This is a genomic window from Streptomyces sp. NPDC047028 (assembly GCF_040644095.1).
Classification (GTDB): Bacteria; Actinomycetota; Actinomycetes; order Streptomycetales; family Streptomycetaceae; genus Streptomyces.
The window spans coordinates 207,649-223,814 of sequence record NZ_JBEYVS010000007.1 but is presented as its reverse complement, the minus strand read 5'-3'; the positions used below and the strand labels follow the sequence as shown (position 1 = coordinate 223,814).

Sequence of the window (16,166 nt, the reverse complement as noted above, 5' to 3'; positions counted from 1 at the left end):
ACCCTGTATTGCACACTCTTCCCAAACACGACGCTCTTCCCATCTCTCATAACCCAGAGGTCGCAGGTTCAAATCCTGTCCCCGCTACTGAAGTCGAAGGCCCGGATCCTCAAGGGATCCGGGCCTTCGTGGTGTGCGAACTCATGTGCAGACGACGGGTGCGGCCGCGCCGCCGTGGGGAGTTGGGGAAGCTGTGTTTGACTTGTCTCTCTGTGGGCATGTCGACAAAACGCTGAAGTGACCTCACGGGCTGCGGTATACCGGGTGTACCCAGGTTGCAGGTGGTGCGACGATGGACGTTATGGGGGACAAGGCAACTCTGTACGAGACAGGGCGATTTGTGCAGCCTCCCGGTGAGGAACCGGCCCGCGACGAACTCGGCGAGATGGCGGACGCCGCCGAGGAGGTCCGCCTCCGGCTCGCCGCGGAGTCCGGCGACGTCGAGGCGACGAGCGTCCTCGGAGCCATACTGCTGCGCCGCGGCGACCTCGACGGAGCCGAACCCCAGCTGCGTGCCGCCACCGCGGCCGGCGACCGGGCCGCGGCCAACAACCTCGGCGTCCTCCTCCACCAGCGCGGATACCCCGAGGAGGCCGCCGGCTGGTGGCGGATCGCCGCCGTCGCCGGTTCCGCCGCCGCCGCGCACGCGCTCGGCCGCCACCACCGCGAACGGGGCGACGAGCCCGCCGCCGAGTACTGGCTGCGCCAGTCCGCCGAGCAGGGCCACGCCCTCGGCGCGTACGCGCTCGCCGACCTGCTGGAACACCGGGGCGACAGCGGCTCCGGGCGCTGGATGCGGGCCGCCGCCGAGCGCGGCCACCGCGAGGCCGCCTATCGGCTGGCGCGCGCTCTCGACCGGAGCGCCGTACGAACGGACGAACCGGTGGCCGACAACGCTGTCGAGGAGGCCGAGCAGTGGTACCGGCAGGCCGCCGCGCGCGGCCACCGGCGGGCCGCGCTGCATCTCGGCGCGATCCTGGAGAAGCGCGGGGAGCTGAAGGAGGCCGGGCGCTGGTACCTCACCTCCGCCAAGGACGGCGAGGCGCGGGCGGCCTGCGCCCTCGGGTTCCTGCTGCGGGACGCCGGGGACACCGAGAGCGCCGCCGTGTGGTGGCTGCGGGCCGCCCAGGACGGCGACGGCAACGCGGCCAACGCGCTCGGCGCGCTGCACGCCGAGCGCGGTGAGACGCAGACCGCCGAACGCTGGTACCGGGCGGCGATGGACGCCGGGGACGACAACGGGGCGTACAACCTCGGGCTGCTCTGCGCCGAGCAGGGCCGCACCTCGCAGGCCGAGGAGTGGTACCGCCGGGCCGCCTACGCCGGGCACCGGGAGGCGGCGAACGCGCTGGCCATCCTGCTGCTGCGGGGCGGCGACACGACCGGCGCCGAGCCGTGGTTCTCCAAGGCCGCCGAGGCGGGCAGCGTCGACGCCGCCTTCAACCTCGGCATCCTGCACGCCGGGCGCGGCGAGGAGCGCGGCGCCCTGCGCTGGTACGAGCGGGCCGCCGCCGCCGGGCACACCGAGGCCGCGCTGCAGGTCGGGATGGCCCGGCTGCGGGCGGGGGACGAGCCCGAGGCGGAGCGGCACCTGCGCTGCGCGGCGGGCGGGGGCAGCGCGGAGGCCGCGTACCGGCTGGCCGCCGTGCTGGACGCGCGCCGGCCGCCGGAGCCGGCCCATGAACTCGGCGAGACCGTGCACGAACGCACCGAGTGTGAGGAGTGGTACGAGCGCGCGGCCACGCAGGGGCACCGGCGCGCCCAGGTGCGGGTCGGCATGCTGGCCGCGGCCCGCGGCGACGTGGTGGAGGCGGCGCGCTGGTACCGGGCGGCGGCCGAGGCCGGCTCCCGCAACGGAGCCTTCAACCTGGGGCTGCTGCTGGCGCGGGAGGGGAGCGAGCCGGAGGCGGCGGTGTGGTGGACCCGGGCGGCGGACGCCGGGCACGGCCGGGCGGCGCTGCGGCTGGCCCTGGTCTACGCCCGCCGCGGCGAGCTGGCCGAGGGGCAGCGGTGGGCCGACCGGGCGGTGCTGCTGGGGCCGGCCGAGGTGTCGGAACGGGCGGGACGGCTGCGGGACGCGCTGCGGGAGGAACTCTCTGCGTGACGCTGCGCTGGGCTTCGGCGGATTTGCTTTCCCGCCCACCCGCCCGACTCGCTTGGCCGGACGGTGGCCCCGCCCAGCCTGAGGTAATCGATTTGCTTCTGCCGGGATTCCTCGCGTAGTGTCGTGTTCACCGACGCGGGGTGGAGCAGCTCGGTAGCTCGCTGGGCTCATAACCCAGAGGTCGCAGGTTCAAATCCTGTCCCCGCTACTGATGATCGAGGGCCGGAATCCAGAGATGGGTTCCGGCCCTCAGTCGTTCAGCCCTGGGACGTTTCTACGGCGTTCTTACGCGCTCGCGCAGGTCGGGCACAGCCCCCGGTACGTCACCTCGACGTTCGACACCGTGAAGCCGAAGCGCTCGGAGTCGGGCAGGTCGGCGAGCGGGTTGCCCGTCGGGTGGACGTCACGGATCGAGCCGCACCGGGCGCAGATCAGGTGGTGGTGCGGCTGGTGCGCGTTCGGGTCGTACCGCTTGGCGCGCTGGTCGGTGGTGACCTCGAGCACCTCGCCGAGTGTGACCAGCTCACCCAGCGTGTTGTAGACCGTGGCCCGGGAGATCTCGGGGAGCTTGGCGACGGCCCTGGCGTGCACCTCGTCGGCTGTCAGGTGCACGTGCTCGCCGTCCAGGACCTCGGCCACGACGCGACGCTGTGCGGTCATCCGCCATCCGCGTCCACGCAGCCGTTCCAGAAGGTCGCTCATGGCTACCAGACTAACAGCAAGGGGGACCAGGTCAGGAATAGGTGTGACTTTGGATCGTTACCCGACTTAGACAAAGTCCGAGGCGTGGAGGGCCGCTGCCGGCTCCCGTGCCGGGGCCCAGCAGCGGATGATGTCGCGCACCGAGACGATCCCGGCGGGTTCGCCCCGGTCGAGCACGATCAGGTGCCGGAAGCCGCCGTGGGCCATGGCGCGGGCGGCCTCCTCCAGGGTCCAGGTCGGGGCGGCGAAGACGACGTCGTTGGTGGTGTGGGCGTGGATGGGCTCCGTGTCCGGGTCCTGGCCCAGGCCGACGGAGTTGAGGATGTCGCGTTCGGTGAGGATGCCGATGCCGCCGGCGTCCGGGTCGTGGACGATGGCGGCGCCGATCCGGCGGGCGGACATCAGGGCGGCTGCCTGGCGGAGGGTGTGTGCGGGGCCGACGGTGAGGACCACCGTGCTCATGGCGTCACGGACGAGCATGGGATGGGGCCACCTCCTGGTCCCTGATTGTTCAGGGATTCACAAGTTCACAAGTGGGCGGTGGCTTCAGAGTGCCAGGTAAAGGGAAAGTCAACAAGAGGGCGCGCGAGGACAGTTGAGGGCGTGCGCAGGTGTCCCGTGCTGCTCAGTGGCGCTGGTTGAGATACCCCAGCATCTCGTCGTGCAGCAGACCGTTGGAGGCGGCCGCGTTGCCGCTGTGCGGACCCGGGCTGCCGTCGAGGCCGGTGAAGCTGCCGCCGGCCTCCGTCACGATGATCGCGTTGGCCGCCATGTCCCACAGGGACAGCTCCGGTTCGGCGCACAGGTCCACGGAGCCCTCGGCGACCATCATGTAGGGCCAGAAGTCGCCGTACGCGCGCGTGCGCCACACCTCTCGGGTGAGGTCGAGGAAGCCGTTCAGCCGGCCCTGCTCCTCCCAGCCGGAGAGAGAGGAGTACGCGAAGGACGCGTCCGCGAGGCTGCCGACGCGGGAGACGTGCATGCGGCCGGCGGAGGTCAGGCTGCGGCCGGTGAACGCGCCGTGGTCCTTGGCGGCCCACCAGCGGCGGCCGAGGGCGGGGGCGGAGACGAGGCCGACGACGGGCTGGTAGCCGGTCTCACCCGCCTCCATCAGGGAGATGAGGGTGGCCCAGACGGGGACGCCTCGAACGTAGTTCTTGGTGCCGTCGATCGGGTCGATGACCCAGCGGCGGGGGCCGGTGCCGGTGATGCCGTACTCCTCGCCGAGGATGGCGTCCCGGGGGCGGGCGCGCTGGAGCTGGCCGCGGATGAGTTCTTCCGCGGCCTTGTCCGCCTCGCTCACCGGGGTCATGTCCGGCTTCGTTTCCACCTTCAGGTCGAGGGCCTTGAAGCGGGCCATGGTGGCGGCGTCGGCGGCGTCCGCGAGGACGTGGGCGAGGCGGAGGTCGTCGAGGTAGTCCGGCATGTGAGGAACGGTATCTGTCCGGGGTTGTGCGGGGCTACAGGGGGCGGTGGTGCGGGCGCGTCCCTCTTCCGATCGGGAGGTGGGACAACTCCCCGGCGCTGCGAGGGCACCCTGCGCTGCACCGGCCCAGGGCTGGGTCCCGCTCACCGGCGCCGGCCGGGTGCCTCCCCAGACACTTAAGGCACTGGGGGAGGCACGCATGCCCGCAGCTACGAACGTACGTGCCCCGTAAGGGGCGCGTGGAACTGCGCGATCAGCCACTGCGGGCCCGCACGTGACAGTGCGCCTCGCCCCCCGTGATCCCGGCCCGGGGCCCCTTGACAGTGCCTGGCGCCCCGTCAACTCTGGGCGCAGAGCCGATCGTCCCGCAGGGAGGCGATGATGCCTGGAGCCCGGGAGTCGTTGCTGGACGCCGCTGCGGCGGCCCTCGCGCGCCGGGCGTGGTCGGCGGTGCGGATGGTGGACGTGGCCGCGGCGGCCGGGGTGTCACGGCAGACCCTGTACAACGAGTTCGGCAGCAAGGACGGCCTGGCGCGCGCCCTGGTGCGGCGGGAGGCCGACGGCTATCTCGCCGGGGTCGACCGCGCCCTCGCCGGGTCCGCCGAACCTCGGGAGCGGCTCGCCGCGACCGCCGAGTGGACCGCCTCCGTCGCCGGCGGCAACCCGCTGGTCCGGGCCATGCTGACCGGCTGCTGGAGCGAGCGCCTGCCGGCGCCGGCGCTCGCGGCCGTGCCGTCCACCTCCGCCGTACCCGCGCAGCGCCGTGCGGACGGGCTGCTGCCGTCGCCCGGCGACTTCGTGCGGATGGTCCGGGACCGCGCGGTCGCCGCCCTGACCGGCCCGGCGGCCGCCGCCGGCCTGAGCCGCTCCTGTGAAGTGGCCGTCCGCCTCGGCCTCTCCTGCGTCGCCGCACCACCGGCCGACGGCAGTGTCGCCGAACTCGTACTCGCCGCCCTGGCGGCACCTAGTGGGACGACCCCGACAACTGCAGGCCGATCACGCCCAGGATGACGAAGCTGATCGAGACGATCTTGAGGGTGGACACCAGATCGCCGAGGAAGACCATGCCGTAGACGGCGGTGCCCGCGGCGCCGATGCCGGTCCAGACCGCGTAGGCGGGGCCGACGTCGAGCCGCTTCAGGGACAGGGTCAGCAGACCGAAACTGCCCAGCGCGAACGAGGCGAAGGCGACCGTCGGCCACAGCCGGGTGAATCCGTGGGAGAGCTTCAGGCACACGGCGAAACCGGTCTCCAGCATCCCGGCCACTATGACCAGCAGCCACGCCATGTGCGGTCCTCCCGTAGATCCGGATCTCCGGCTCGGTGCGATTATGCACTTGCCGGACCCGGGGCCCCGCAAACAACGCGGTGCTCAGTCGCCTTCCTTGCGCTCCCGCGTGGACAGCAGCCGGCGCAGCGAGTACAGCCGTGCGGGGTCCGCGTGGCCCTCCGCCACCCACGCGTCGAGCGCGCAGTCCGGCTCGTCGTGGCTGCACGCGCGCGGGCAGCCCTCGGTGCCCGGCTCCAGGTCCGGGAAGGCGTGGATCACCCGGGACGGGTCGATGTGGGCGAGCCCGAAGGAACGGACGCCCGGGGTGTCGACGACCCAGCCGTCCCCGGCGCCCAGGGGGAGGGCGAGCGCGGACGTCGTGGTGTGCCGGCCCCGGCCCGTCACCGCGTTCACATGGCCGGTCGTACGGCGCCGCTCCTCGGGCACCAGCGCGTTCACCAGCGTCGTCTTGCCCACGCCGGAGTGCCCGACGAAGGCGGTGACCCTGCCGTCCAGATATTCCCGGACCCGGTCCGCCGCGCCGCCCTTCTCCAGCTCCTCGCGGCTGGTGACGACGTACGGGATGTCCAGCGCGCCGTACAGCTCCAGCAGTTTGTCCGGCGGCGCCAGGTCCGACTTGGTCATCACCAGCAGCGGTTCCAGGCCGCCGTCGTAGGCCGCGACCAGACAGCGGTCGATCAGGCGCGGGCGCGGCTCGGGGTCGGCGAGTGCGGTCACGACGGCCAGCTGGTCGGCGTTGGCGACGACCACCCGCTCGTAGGGGTCGTCGTCGTCGGCGGTACGGCGCAGCAGCGACGTCCGCTCCTCGATGCGCACGATCCGCGCCAGGGTGTCCTTCTTGCCGGACAGGTCGCCGACCAGGGCCACCCGGTCGCCCACGACGGCCGCCTTGCGGCCCAGTTCGCGGGCCTTCATCGCGAGGACCGTGCGGTCCTCGACGAGGCAGGTCAGCCGGCCCCGGTCGACGGTGAGGACCATGCCCTCGGCCGCGTCCTCGTGCTTGGGCCGGATGTGCGTGCGCGGCCGGTTGCCCTTGCGGTTGGGACGGCTGCGGATGTCGTCCTCGTCGGTGTGCTTGCCGTAGCGGCGCATGACCCGTCCCTACTGTCCGAGCATCCCGGTCCACAGGTCGGGGAAGTCGGGCAGCGTCTTCGCCGTCGTCGCCACGTTCTCGATCTGTACGCCGTCGACCGCCAGGCCGATGATCGCACCGGCGGTCGCCATGCGGTGGTCCTCGTAGGTGTGGAAGATCCCGCCGTGCAGCGCGCGCGGGCGGATGTGCAGGCCGTCGGCCGTCTCGGTGACGTCGCCGCCGAGTTCGTTGATCTCCTTGGTGAGCGCGGCCAACCGGTCCGTCTCGTGCAGCCGCAGGTGGGCCACCCCGCGCAGGGTCGAGGGGGAGTCCGCGAGGGCGGCCACGGCGGCGATGCCCGGGGTCAGCTCGCCCACCTCGCCGAGGTCCACGTCGATGCCGTGGACCGCGCCGGAGCCGGTGAACTCCAGACCGTACTCGGTCAGTTCGCAGGAACCGCCCATCTCGGTGAAGATCTCCCGGAGTCGGTCACCCGGCTGGGTGGTCCGGGCCGGCCAGTCCGGGATCAGCACCTTGCCGCCGGTGACCAGGGCCGCCGCCAGGAACGGCTGGGCGTTGGACAGGTCCGGCTCGATCGTCAGGTCCCGGCCGAGCACCGCGCCCGGCGTCACCCGCCACACGTTCGGCTCGCCGCCGGACTCCGGGGTGTCCACCTGGGCCCCGACCGCGCGCAGCATGTCCACCGTCATCCGGATGTGCGGCATGGACGGCAGGGTCGCGCCGGTGTGCCGGACCTCCACGCCCTGGTTGAAGCGCGGGCCGGACAGCAGCAGCGCCGAGACGAACTGGGACGACGAGGAGGCGTCGATCGACACCGGCCCGCCCTCCAGGGCACCCCCGCCGTGCACGGTCAGCGGCAGCGCGCCCCGGCCGTCGTCGTCGATCCGGGCGCCGAGCGCGCGCAGCGCGTCGATCACGCCGTGCAGGGGACGCTCGTACGACCGCGGGTCGCCGTCGAACCGGATGGGGCCGTCGGCCAGTGCGGCCACCGGCGGCAGGAAGCGCATCACGGTGCCGGCGTTGCCGACGTCGACCGTGGCCGGGCCGTGCAGACCCGTCGGCAGGACCCGCCAGGCCTCGCCGCTGCCGTTCGGGCCGCCCGCGACGGTGGAGCTGGAGGAGACGGTCTCCTCGATCTCGACGCCCATCGCGCGCAGCGCACCCGCCATCAGCAGGGTGTCGCGTGAGCGCAGGGGGCGGCGCAGCCAGCCCGGCTCGGAGGCGAGGGCGGCCAGCACGAGGGCGCGGTTGGTGACCGACTTGGACCCCGGCACGTGGACGGTCGCGTCGACGGCTCCGCTCGCGAGCGGTGCGGGCCAGAGGGCGGTGTGGGCGGTGTTCGGGGCCATGGGGCCACTTTATAAGGAGCGGTCGCCGTCAACCTTCCAGCAGCCAGCGCCCTCCGCCGATCAGTGAGCACACGGACACCGCGTGGAACAGGAACAGCCACAGCCCCGCCGGTACGTGCGTGAGGCGGGCGAGCTGGTCCGCGTCCGAGTCCCCGGCGCCCCCGCGGGACCGCTTGGCCTGTAGTTCGAACGCCGGACGCACCCCGCCGAACAGCAGGAACCACACCACCACGTAGGCGAACGCCGCCTGCACCTGCGGCCCCGCCAGCCACGACACCAGCAGGAACGCGCCACCCGTCACGACGACCGTCAGTACCCCGTACGCGTTCCGGATCATCACCAGCATCACCACCAGCAGGGCCGTCGCCGCCCACAGCAGCAGCGTGACGCGCCCGGCGGCGAGCAGGGCCGCCCCGCCCAGACCCAGCAGCGGCGGGGCCGTGTAACCGGCGGCCGCGGTGAGGATCATGCCGAGCCCGTGCGGCTTGCCGCGGCTGACGGTGAGGCCGCTGGTGTCGGAGTGCAGGCGGATGCCGGTGAGCTGCCTGCCGGTGAGCAGCGCGACCAGCCCGTGCCCGCCCTCGTGCGCGATGGTGATCGCGTTGCGCGACAGGCGCCACAGCGGATGCGGTACGACGACGGCGAGCGCGGCGGCCAGCGTGACGAGCACCACCCACAGATCGGGGTCGGGCTGGGAGCCGGTGAGACGGTCCCAGAGATCGGGCAGCGCGGTGGCGGCTGAGCTGTCCATGTTCGTCGGTTGCTCCCTGTGCTCCGGACCGAGTCTGGCAGTGTGGCACGTATGTGCGGACGGTATGCATCCAGTCGTAGGCCCGAGGATCTCGCGGGGATCTTCGAGATCGAGAAGTGGGAACCCGAGGAGACCCTGGAACCGGACTACAACGTGGCGCCGACCAAGGAGGTCTACGCCGTTCTGGACCGTCCCCTGAAAGACGCGGACGACCCGGCTCCGGTTCGCCAGCTGCGCAAGCTGAAGTGGGGGCTCGTCCCCTCCTGGGCCAAGTCGCCCGAGGGCGGCGCCCGGATGATCAACGCGCGCGCGGAGACCGTGCACGAGAAGCCGGCCTACCGCCGCGCCTTCGCCGCCCGGCGCTGCATCCTGCCCGCCGACGGCTACTACGAGTGGGTCACCGGCCGGCAGGAGCGCGACCTGGAGGTCGAGGGCAAGAAGAAGCGGCCGCGCAAACAGCCGTACTTCGTGCTGCCCGCCGACGGCTCGGTGTTCGCGATGGCCGGGCTGTACGAGTTCTGGCGGGACCGGACCCTGCCCGACGACCATCCGCAGGCCTGGTGGGTGACCTGCTCGGTGATCACCACCGAGGCCGAGCAGGCCCCGCTGGCGGTCGCCCCCGCCGACGGCCCGCACGCCCTGGCGGACATCCACCCCCGGATGCCGCTGATGCTGACCCCGGACCGCTGGGACGCCTGGCTCGACCCCGCCCGCACCGACCCCGACGACCTGCGCGAGCTGCTGGCCCCGCCCCCGCCCGGCCTGATGCGCGCCTTCCCGGTGTCCACGGCCGTCAGCAACGTCCGCAACAACGGCCCGGAGCTGATGAACGAGCTGACGGCACCGGAAGTCGGCACACTGTTCTGACGTGACAGACGTGACGGCCATGAATGAAGAAGCAGGCGGGACGAGCGTGACGACAGAGACCGCCGAGACCGACGCCGGAACCGCCCGCATCACCTGGCACGCGGCCGAGAGGGCGCGCCTCGTCCTCGCCGTCAGCCATGGCGCCGGCGGCGGTGTCGAGGCCCGTGACCTCCAGGCGCTCGCCCGGACCCTGCCCGCGGACGGTGTGAGCGTCGCCCTCGTCGAACAGCCCTGGCGGGTGGCCGGCAAGAAGGTCGCGCCCGCACCGAAGACCCTCGACACCGGCTGGCGCGGCGTCTGGCCCGCGCTCGCCCGGCCGGGCCTGCCGGTGATCTCCGGCGGCCGCAGCGCGGGTGCCCGCGTCGCCTGCCGTACGGCCGCCGAACTCGGCGCCCACGCGGTGCTCGCCCTGAGCTTCCCGCTGCACCCGCCCGGCAAGCCGGAGAAGTCCCGCGCCGACGAGCTGCTCGGGGCCGGGGTGCCCACCCTGGTCGTCCAGGGCGGCAACGACCCCTTCGGCAGGCCGGAGGAGTTCCCCGACGGACGGTTCGAACTGACCGAGGTGCCGTACGGCGATCACGGCTTCGCCGTCCCCAAGCGCGCGGAGATCACCCAGGACCAGGCCCTGGACCTCGTCACGGGCGCCGTCGCGCAGTGGGTCGCGTCACTCGGGTAGCCCCTGGGAATGCCGGGCGGCGGCCCGCTGTTGTGGCGGACAAGACGTGCTGAGGCACCGGCACCGACGTCGTACGAGAGGAAGTCCGCCGCATGGGTTCGACCGCTTGCCCGCCCCGCAGCGCCCGTACCGATCTTGACTGGACGGTGCTGCACGCGGCGAGGACCGCGCCTATTCGAGGGGCGGCGGGGACGGATCGTCGTCTATCCTCCGATTCGAGTGGGGTCGGCTTCGGTCCCACGACCACACTGGAGGAGGTGGGTCCGGTTCCCGGTACCGACGCAGGGACCGACAACGGCCAGGCGGAGCTGCCCGAGGGCCGGGGCGACAGCCCGGAGTCGAGCGCGGAGCGCACCGCGCGCTTCGAACGGGACGCGCTCGAATTCCTCGACCAGATGTACTCGGCCGCGCTGCGCATGACGCGCAACCCGGCCGACGCCGAGGACCTGGTGCAGGAGACCTACGCCAAGGCGTACGCGTCCTTCCACCAGTTCCGCGAGGGCACCAACCTCAAGGCGTGGCTGTACCGGATCCTGACCAACACCTTCATCAACTCCTACCGCAAGAAGCAGCGCGAGCCCCAGCGCAGCGCGGCGGAGGAGATCGAGGACTGGCAGCTCGCGCGTGCCGAGTCGCACATGTCGACGGGCCTGCGCTCCGCCGAGTCGCAGGCGCTGGACCACCTGCCCGACTCGGACGTGAAGGAAGCGCTGCAGGCGATCCCCGAGGAGTTCCGCATCGCCGTCTACCTGGCCGACGTAGAGGGCTTTGCGTACAAGGAGATCGCGGACATCATGGGGACACCCATCGGTACGGTGATGTCCCGGCTGCACCGGGGCCGCCGCCAGCTGCGCGGCATGCTGGAGGACTACGCCCGTGAGCGTGGACTGGTCCCGGCCGGCGCGGGAGAGTCGAACGAAGCGAAAGGCTCGGGCTCATGAGCTGCGGAGAGCCGCACGAGACGGACTGCAGTGAGGTCCTCGACCACCTGTACGAGTTCCTCGACAGCGAGATGCCGGACGTCGATCGCGACAAGTTCCAGCACCACTTCGAGGAATGCTCGCCGTGCCTGGAGAAGTACGGCCTGGAGCAGGCCGTGAAGAAGCTGGTCAAGCGCTGCTGCGGGCACGACGACGTACCGGCCGACCTGCGCGCCAAGGTCATGGGGCGGCTCGACCTGATCCGCTCCGGCCAGGCCGTGCCGGATCACGACGTGACGGCGACACCCCAGGAGTCCTGAGCGACCCCCGCCGGGGACCCGTCACCCGAATGCGCTAATCCTCGGCTCATACGCCCCGCACCCCGAATTCCCGTCCTAGGCTCCGAGCCTGACAGGCACGGTCGGGGGAGGTGCGATGGAGGCGGTTCCGGCACGCGCGCGCGTCTACGTGGCCTGCGTCGCCCTGCCGGCCGGCTGCTGCCTGTGGCCGCTCCCGGGCACCCACACCCGCTGGTGGGCGCTCGCCCTGCTCGCCGCGCTGTACGCGGTCTGCGAACACGTCGTACGACGCCGCGCCGGCGGCACGTTCTACCCCGTCCTGCTCGCCGGAGCCTTCCTGCTGCCCCCGCCGGCCGCCGCCCTCGTCCCGCTGCCCGCCGCCCTGCTCCCGCCGGCCGGACCCCGCGAGGCGCCCGTGCGGCGGGTGTGGCGGGCCGCCGAACAGGTGCTCGCCGTCTGGGCCGCCGCCCGGGTGCACTGGGCGCTCGGCGGCCGGGACGCCGTCGTCGCGCCCGCCTTCCCGTACGTCCTCGTGCCCGCCGGCGCGGCCGTCCTCGCCTTCTGCCTGGTGCTCGCCGCACTCGACGGCGGCATCCTCGTGCTCGCCGTCGGCGTGCCGGCCCGGCGGGCCTGGCGCGGACTGCTCTCCCGCTCCCTCGCCCCGGTCGCCGTGCACGGACTCGCCGGGCTGATGATGGCCGTGCTCTGGCGCAGCCCCTACGGCCCGGTCTCCGCGCTGCTCGTGCTGCTGCCGATGTGCGTCTCCTGCTGGGTGTTCGCCCAGTACCACCGCGAACGCGCCGCCCACCAGGCCACCATCCGCGCACTCGTCCAGGCCGTCGACATCAAGGACGGCTACACCCGCGGCCACAGCGAACGCGTCGGCCACGCCTCCGTGCTGATCGCCCGCGAACTCGGCATGGACGGCGAGCGCGTCGAGGTGCTCCGTTTCGCCGGCATCCTGCACGACGTCGGGAAGCTCGGCGTGCCCACCCGGCTGCTCCGCAAGAACGGGCCGCTCACCCCCGAGGAACGGCGGATCATCGAACTCCACCCCGAGTACGGCCACGAGATGGTGCGCGGCATCTCCTTCCTCGGCGAGGCCCGCGCGGCGATCCTGCACCACCACGAACGGCTCGACGGCAGCGGCTACCCGTACGGCCTCGTCGGCACCCAGATCCCCGAGTGCGCCCGGATCGTCGCCGTCGCCGACGCCTTCGACGCCATGACCTCCACCCGCTCCTACAGCCGGGCCCGGCCCGTCGGGACGGCGCTCGCCGAACTCGAGCGGTGCGCCGGCACCCAGTTCGACCCGCGCGTGGTCACCGCCCTCACCCGTGCCCTCGACCGGTACGGCTGGCACCCCGCCGTCACCGCCGACGAGCCGCCGGGCGCCGTTCCCGCGGCGCGCGCGGACACCAGCACCACCGGGGCGCCCCGGTGACGCCGCTGCGGCTCATCCACGCCTGCGCCGCGCTCACGGCCGCCACCTGCCTCGCCGCCGTGCTGTGGTCCGGCGTCGAGCAGGGCGGCGTCGCGCTCGCCTTCGGCGTGCTCATCGCCGTCGGCGAGCTGACCCGCTGGACCGGGGACCGGCCCCGGCAGGCCGCGCCCCTCGGCACCGCCGGCTCGCTGTCGTACGCGCTGCTGGGCGCCGACGCCGGACAGCCCACCCTGCACGGCGCGACCCAGGTGGTCACCGTCGTCCTCGCCGCCTCCCTGCTCGGCAGCGTGCCGCACATCTGGCGCGGCAGCAGCCCGAGCCTCGACCACCTCGCCCGCCGCGTCCTCACCGTCGGCTTCGCCGCCGTCTGCTTTCAACCCCTCTACAACCGGGGCGAGTTCGACCGCTGGAGCGGCCACGCCTACGCCCTGCTGCTCGTCGCGCTCCTGCTGCTCACCGCCCTGTGCGACGCCGTGCTCGCCGCCGCCCTCGCCCACTCCCGCACCCGCTGGCCGTTCCTCCCGCTGCTCCGCGACGAACTGCGCGGGCTGTACGGCATCGGGTCCGCGGTGTGCGCCACCGGCGCCGTCATCGCGCTCGGGGTCGCCGTCGTCGGCCTCTGGGCCCTGCCCGTGTTCTGCCTGCCCCTGCTGCTCACCCAGCTGTCGATCCGCCGGTACGCCGCCGTGCGCGCCACCTACCGGCAGACCATCGCCTCCCTCGCGCGGGCCACCGAGATAGCCGGCTACACCCCCACCGGGCACGCCCGCCGCGTCGCCGCCCTCGGCCTGGCCGTCGGCCGGGACCTGGGCCTGAGCCGGCTCGAACTGACCGTCCTGGAGTACGCGGCCCTCATGCACGACATCGGCCAGCTCAGCCTCCTCGACCCGGTCCCGGCGGGGGCCACCGCCGGCCTCCCGGCGCAGGAGCAGCGCCGCATCGCCCTCCTCGGTGGCGCCGTCGTACGGCAGACCGGGGTGGACGCCGAGGTCGCCGTGGTCGTGGAGCGGCAGGCCGACCCCTACCGGGAGCAGCCGGTCGCCGCGCGGATCGTGCGCGCGGTGAACGCCTACGAGGAGAAGGCCCGCGACGCCGGCCCCGAGGGACCCCTGACGGCCCTGGAGGAGCTGCGCCTGGCCACCGCCGCGGATTACGCTCCGGACGTCGTGGACGCACTGGCCCGCGTCCTCGCCCGGGACTGGCTGACCATGCCCCGGGCGGGGTAGTCCATGGGAGCAGGCTGGGTAACCCATGGGTAATGAGCGCCCGTCCCGTCGTACGTGGTTGGATGCGAGGGAGATGGTGTTCGGGGGCACAAGCCAGCCCAAGGTGTGGAAACTGGAACTGGCAGGCGGGAATCGTGAGGATCTTCGGCAAGGGACGGCACCGGCCCTCCGCCTCCTGGCGGCAGGCCACCGACCGGGCGTTCACGCTCATCGGCGACGGCCGGTACGAGGACGCGGGCGAGCTGCTGACACGCGCCGCCGACCTGGAACCCTGGCTGTCGGAGTCCTGGTTCAACCTGGCCCTGCTGCACAAGTTCCGGCACGACTGGGAGCAGGCGCGCGCCGCCGGACTGCGCGCGGTCGCCCTGCTCGACCGGGAGGCCGGCGCCCCCGACTGGTGGAACGTGGGCATCGCCGCGACCGCCCTGCAGGACTGGCCGCTGGCCAGGCGCGCCTGGCAGGCGTACGGCCTCAAGGTGCCCGGCGGGACGACCGCGCCCGGTGAGCCGCTCGGCATGGACCTGGGCAGCGCGGCCGTACGGCTGTCCCCGGAGGGCGAGGCCGAGGTCGTCTGGGGCCGCAGGCTGGACCCCGCCCGGATGGAGGTGCTGTCCATCCCGCTGCCCTCGTCCGGGCGCCGCTGGGGCGAGGTCGTGCTGCACGACGGGGTCCCGCACGGCGAGCGCACGACGTCCGCCGGGCAAACCTACCCGGTGTTCGACGAGATCGAGCTGTGGGCGCCCTCGCCCGTGCCGACCTGGGTGGTGCTGCTGGAGGCGGCGACCGAGGCGGACCGCGACGCGCTGGAGCAGCTGGCGGCCGACGCCGGGTTCGCGGCGGAGGACTGGTCGTCCTCGGTGCGGCTGCTGTGCCGGATGTGCAGCGAGTCCCGGATGCCGTCGGACGAGGGGGACGGGGTGCACCTGGACCCCCACGACCACAGTGAGCCGGGACATCCCGGGCCGCTGGGACACCGCACGGACGGGCAGCTGTGGGTTCCGGAGCGGGAGTGCGGGGTGGCTGCGCCGGCTTCGCTGGTCCGGGGGTTGCTGGACGGGTGGGTCGCCGACAGTCCTGATTCCCGTGACTGGCGGGATCTCGAAGAGGTGTGCTGACGGCCGCCTTCCGACTGCGGGTGCGTTGTGGCTGGTCGCGCAGTTCCCCGCGCCCCCTACGAGGCGCCCCGCGTACCCTGTATCAGCATTCACTCCCAGTTTTTTGCAGGAAGGCGTACGTCGGTCATGGCGCAGCAGGACACCGATCAGCAGCACGTGGGCGTGCTCCCCGTGGATGACGAGGGGTACGTCGTCGACACGGAGGACTGCGAGGAGCGCGAGGCCGGCTGGCGGGAGCGTGGCACCTCGCGGCCGATCACGGTCGTCGGCAACCCGGTGCTGCACACGGAGTGCAAGGACGTCACCGAGTTCGGTGAAGAGCTCCAGCAGCTGGTCGCGGACATGTTCGCCTCGCAGCGCACCGCCGAGGGCGTAGGCCTGGCCGCCAACCAGATCGGCGTCGACCTCAAGGTCTTCGTCTACGACTGCCAGGACGACAACGGCGCCCGGCACGTCGGCGTGGTCTGCAACCCCAAGCCGGTCGACCTGCCGGCCGAGCGGCGCAGCCTCGACGACAGCAACGAGGGCTGCCTGTCCGTGCCGACGGCGTACGCCCCGCTCGCGCGTCCCGACTACGCCGAGGTGACCGGCCAGGACGAGAAGGGCAACCCGGTCAAGGTGCGCGGCACCGGGTACTTCGCGCGCTGTTTGCAGCACGAGACCGACCATCTCTACGGCTACCTGTACATCGACCGGCTGTCCAAGCGCGACCGCAAGGACGCGCTGCGGCAGATGGCCGAGAACGAGCCACGCTACCCCGTGGTCGCCAACGACTAGTGGACACGTGTGACGCCGGGGCGCCCGGCCGGGATCCCTCCCGGCCGGGCGCCTTCGTACTGCCGGGCCGGGCGGGTCTGTTCCGTACGCCTGGGGCTCGTTAATCAGTCACACAAGGGGGGTTTC

The 16,166-nt window shown here is 72.8% G+C and carries 17 protein-coding genes and 1 tRNA gene; 11 read left to right on the top strand and 7 right to left on the bottom strand.

Going from position 1 to position 16,166, the window contains the following annotated elements; genetic code table 11:
• The first annotated feature begins 292 nt into the window (after positions 1 to 292).
• Together ABZ854_RS09565 and ABZ854_RS09560 are read left to right on the top strand one after the other, a co-directional pair.
• Positions 293 to 2,104: a tetratricopeptide repeat protein gene (locus ABZ854_RS09565; RefSeq protein ID WP_361206803.1), complete on the top strand. Its 1,812-nt coding sequence runs from the start codon at positions 293 to 295 to the stop codon at positions 2,102 to 2,104.
• A 134-nt stretch (positions 2,105 to 2,238) separates the two neighbouring features.
• Positions 2,239 to 2,312 (top strand) — tRNA-Met (locus ABZ854_RS09560).
• Between the two features lie 77 nt (positions 2,313 to 2,389).
• Here ABZ854_RS09560 and ABZ854_RS09555 read toward each other — a convergent pair.
• From ABZ854_RS09555 to hisN, 3 genes are all read right to left on the bottom strand, one after another.
• Entirely contained in the window at positions 2,390 to 2,806 is a 417-nt protein-coding gene (locus ABZ854_RS09555; RefSeq protein ID WP_129306713.1) for a Fur family transcriptional regulator, read from the bottom strand.
• 66 nt (positions 2,807 to 2,872) lie between these two features.
• The gene (locus ABZ854_RS09550; RefSeq protein ID WP_361206799.1) at positions 2,873 to 3,286 is read right to left on the bottom strand and encodes a CBS domain-containing protein; all 414 of its coding nucleotides are present in this window, start codon (positions 3,284 to 3,286) and stop codon (positions 2,873 to 2,875) included.
• Positions 3,287 to 3,431: 145 nt separating this feature from the next.
• Entirely contained in the window at positions 3,432 to 4,232 is an 801-nt protein-coding gene (gene hisN / locus ABZ854_RS09545) for a histidinol-phosphatase (RefSeq protein ID WP_361206797.1), read from the bottom strand.
• Between the two features lie 381 nt (positions 4,233 to 4,613).
• On the opposite strand from hisN, the gene ABZ854_RS09540 reads away from it, so the two are divergent.
• Positions 4,614 to 5,243 carry a TetR/AcrR family transcriptional regulator gene (locus ABZ854_RS09540; RefSeq protein ID WP_361206796.1) on the top strand — a complete coding sequence of 210 codons (630 nt, stop codon included), beginning with the start codon at positions 4,614 to 4,616 and terminating at the stop codon, positions 5,241 to 5,243.
• Here the strand turns inward: ABZ854_RS09540 and ABZ854_RS09535 are convergent.
• The 4 genes from ABZ854_RS09535 to ABZ854_RS09520 all read right to left on the bottom strand — a co-directional run bounded on the left by ABZ854_RS09535 (position 5,197) and on the right by ABZ854_RS09520 (position 8,716).
• Positions 5,197 to 5,520 carry a multidrug efflux SMR transporter gene (locus ABZ854_RS09535; protein WP_361206794.1) on the bottom strand — a complete coding sequence of 108 codons (324 nt, stop codon included), beginning with the start codon at positions 5,518 to 5,520 and terminating at the stop codon, positions 5,197 to 5,199. The genes ABZ854_RS09540 and ABZ854_RS09535 overlap by 47 nt on opposite strands.
• An 84-nt stretch (positions 5,521 to 5,604) precedes the next feature.
• Entirely contained in the window at positions 5,605 to 6,615 is a 1,011-nt protein-coding gene (gene rsgA, locus ABZ854_RS09530) for a ribosome small subunit-dependent GTPase A (protein ID WP_361206791.1), read from the bottom strand.
• A gap of 9 nt (positions 6,616 to 6,624) precedes the next feature.
• Positions 6,625 to 7,965 carry a 3-phosphoshikimate 1-carboxyvinyltransferase gene (gene aroA / locus ABZ854_RS09525; protein ID WP_361206788.1) on the bottom strand — a complete coding sequence of 447 codons (1,341 nt, stop codon included), beginning with the start codon at positions 7,963 to 7,965 and terminating at the stop codon, positions 6,625 to 6,627.
• Between the two features lie 28 nt (positions 7,966 to 7,993).
• Positions 7,994 to 8,716 carry a M50 family metallopeptidase gene (locus ABZ854_RS09520; RefSeq protein ID WP_361206785.1) on the bottom strand — a complete coding sequence of 241 codons (723 nt, stop codon included), beginning with the start codon at positions 8,714 to 8,716 and terminating at the stop codon, positions 7,994 to 7,996.
• A gap of 51 nt (positions 8,717 to 8,767) precedes the next feature.
• Here ABZ854_RS09520 and ABZ854_RS09515 point away from each other — a divergent pair, with 51 nt between their 5' ends.
• The 8 genes from ABZ854_RS09515 to def all read left to right on the top strand — a co-directional run bounded on the left by ABZ854_RS09515 (position 8,768) and on the right by def (position 16,040).
• Positions 8,768 to 9,583 carry an SOS response-associated peptidase gene (locus tag ABZ854_RS09515; RefSeq protein WP_361206782.1) on the top strand — a complete coding sequence of 272 codons (816 nt, stop codon included), beginning with the start codon at positions 8,768 to 8,770 and terminating at the stop codon, positions 9,581 to 9,583.
• A 19-nt stretch (positions 9,584 to 9,602) separates the two neighbouring features.
• Entirely contained in the window at positions 9,603 to 10,259 is a 657-nt protein-coding gene (locus ABZ854_RS09510; protein ID WP_361206843.1) for an alpha/beta family hydrolase, read from the top strand.
• Between the two features lie 257 nt (positions 10,260 to 10,516).
• Entirely contained in the window at positions 10,517 to 11,200 is a 684-nt protein-coding gene (sigR, locus tag ABZ854_RS09505) for an RNA polymerase sigma factor SigR (RefSeq protein WP_206739242.1), read from the top strand.
• Entirely contained in the window at positions 11,197 to 11,499 is a 303-nt protein-coding gene (gene rsrA / locus ABZ854_RS09500; RefSeq protein ID WP_129306695.1) for a mycothiol system anti-sigma-R factor, read from the top strand. The genes sigR and rsrA overlap by 4 nt, the downstream gene beginning before the upstream one ends.
• 115 nt (positions 11,500 to 11,614) lie before the next feature.
• Positions 11,615 to 12,922 (top strand): HD-GYP domain-containing protein, encoded by a 1,308-nt coding sequence (locus tag ABZ854_RS09495; protein ID WP_361206777.1) that lies wholly within the window; start codon positions 11,615 to 11,617, stop codon positions 12,920 to 12,922.
• The gene (locus ABZ854_RS09490; protein ID WP_361206774.1) at positions 12,919 to 14,148 is read left to right on the top strand and encodes an HD domain-containing protein; all 1,230 of its coding nucleotides are present in this window, start codon (positions 12,919 to 12,921) and stop codon (positions 14,146 to 14,148) included. The genes ABZ854_RS09495 and ABZ854_RS09490 overlap by 4 nt, the downstream gene beginning before the upstream one ends.
• Before the next feature lie 134 nt (positions 14,149 to 14,282).
• Positions 14,283 to 15,263 (top strand): hypothetical protein, encoded by a 981-nt coding sequence (locus ABZ854_RS09485; RefSeq protein WP_361206772.1) that lies wholly within the window; start codon positions 14,283 to 14,285, stop codon positions 15,261 to 15,263.
• A 126-nt stretch (positions 15,264 to 15,389) separates the two neighbouring features.
• Positions 15,390 to 16,040: a peptide deformylase gene (def, locus tag ABZ854_RS09480; RefSeq protein WP_361206769.1), complete on the top strand. Its 651-nt coding sequence runs from the start codon at positions 15,390 to 15,392 to the stop codon at positions 16,038 to 16,040.
• Positions 16,041 to 16,166 lie beyond the last annotated feature (126 nt).

Coding starts and splice junctions, on each gene's coding strand:
- ABZ854_RS09565 (WP_361206803.1), top strand. CDS start 293: ATGGACGTTATGGGGGACAAGGCAACTCTGTACGAGACAGGGCGATTT.
- ABZ854_RS09555 (WP_129306713.1), bottom strand. CDS start 2,806: ATGAGCGACCTTCTGGAACGGCTGCGTGGACGCGGATGGCGGATGACC.
- ABZ854_RS09550 (WP_361206799.1), bottom strand. CDS start 3,286: ATGCTCGTCCGTGACGCCATGAGCACGGTGGTCCTCACCGTCGGCCCC.
- hisN (WP_361206797.1), bottom strand. CDS start 4,232: ATGCCGGACTACCTCGACGACCTCCGCCTCGCCCACGTCCTCGCGGAC.
- ABZ854_RS09540 (WP_361206796.1), top strand. CDS start 4,614: ATGCCTGGAGCCCGGGAGTCGTTGCTGGACGCCGCTGCGGCGGCCCTC.
- ABZ854_RS09535 (WP_361206794.1), bottom strand. CDS start 5,520: ATGGCGTGGCTGCTGGTCATAGTGGCCGGGATGCTGGAGACCGGTTTC.
- rsgA (WP_361206791.1), bottom strand. CDS start 6,615: ATGCGCCGCTACGGCAAGCACACCGACGAGGACGACATCCGCAGCCGT.
- aroA (WP_361206788.1), bottom strand. CDS start 7,965: ATGGCCCCGAACACCGCCCACACCGCCCTCTGGCCCGCACCGCTCGCG.
- ABZ854_RS09520 (WP_361206785.1), bottom strand. CDS start 8,716: ATGGACAGCTCAGCCGCCACCGCGCTGCCCGATCTCTGGGACCGTCTC.
- ABZ854_RS09515 (WP_361206782.1), top strand. CDS start 8,768: ATGTGCGGACGGTATGCATCCAGTCGTAGGCCCGAGGATCTCGCGGGG.
- ABZ854_RS09510 (WP_361206843.1), top strand. CDS start 9,603: ATGAATGAAGAAGCAGGCGGGACGAGCGTGACGACAGAGACCGCCGAG.
- rsrA (WP_129306695.1), top strand. CDS start 11,197: ATGAGCTGCGGAGAGCCGCACGAGACGGACTGCAGTGAGGTCCTCGAC.
- ABZ854_RS09495 (WP_361206777.1), top strand. CDS start 11,615: ATGGAGGCGGTTCCGGCACGCGCGCGCGTCTACGTGGCCTGCGTCGCC.
- def (WP_361206769.1), top strand. CDS start 15,390: ATGGCGCAGCAGGACACCGATCAGCAGCACGTGGGCGTGCTCCCCGTG.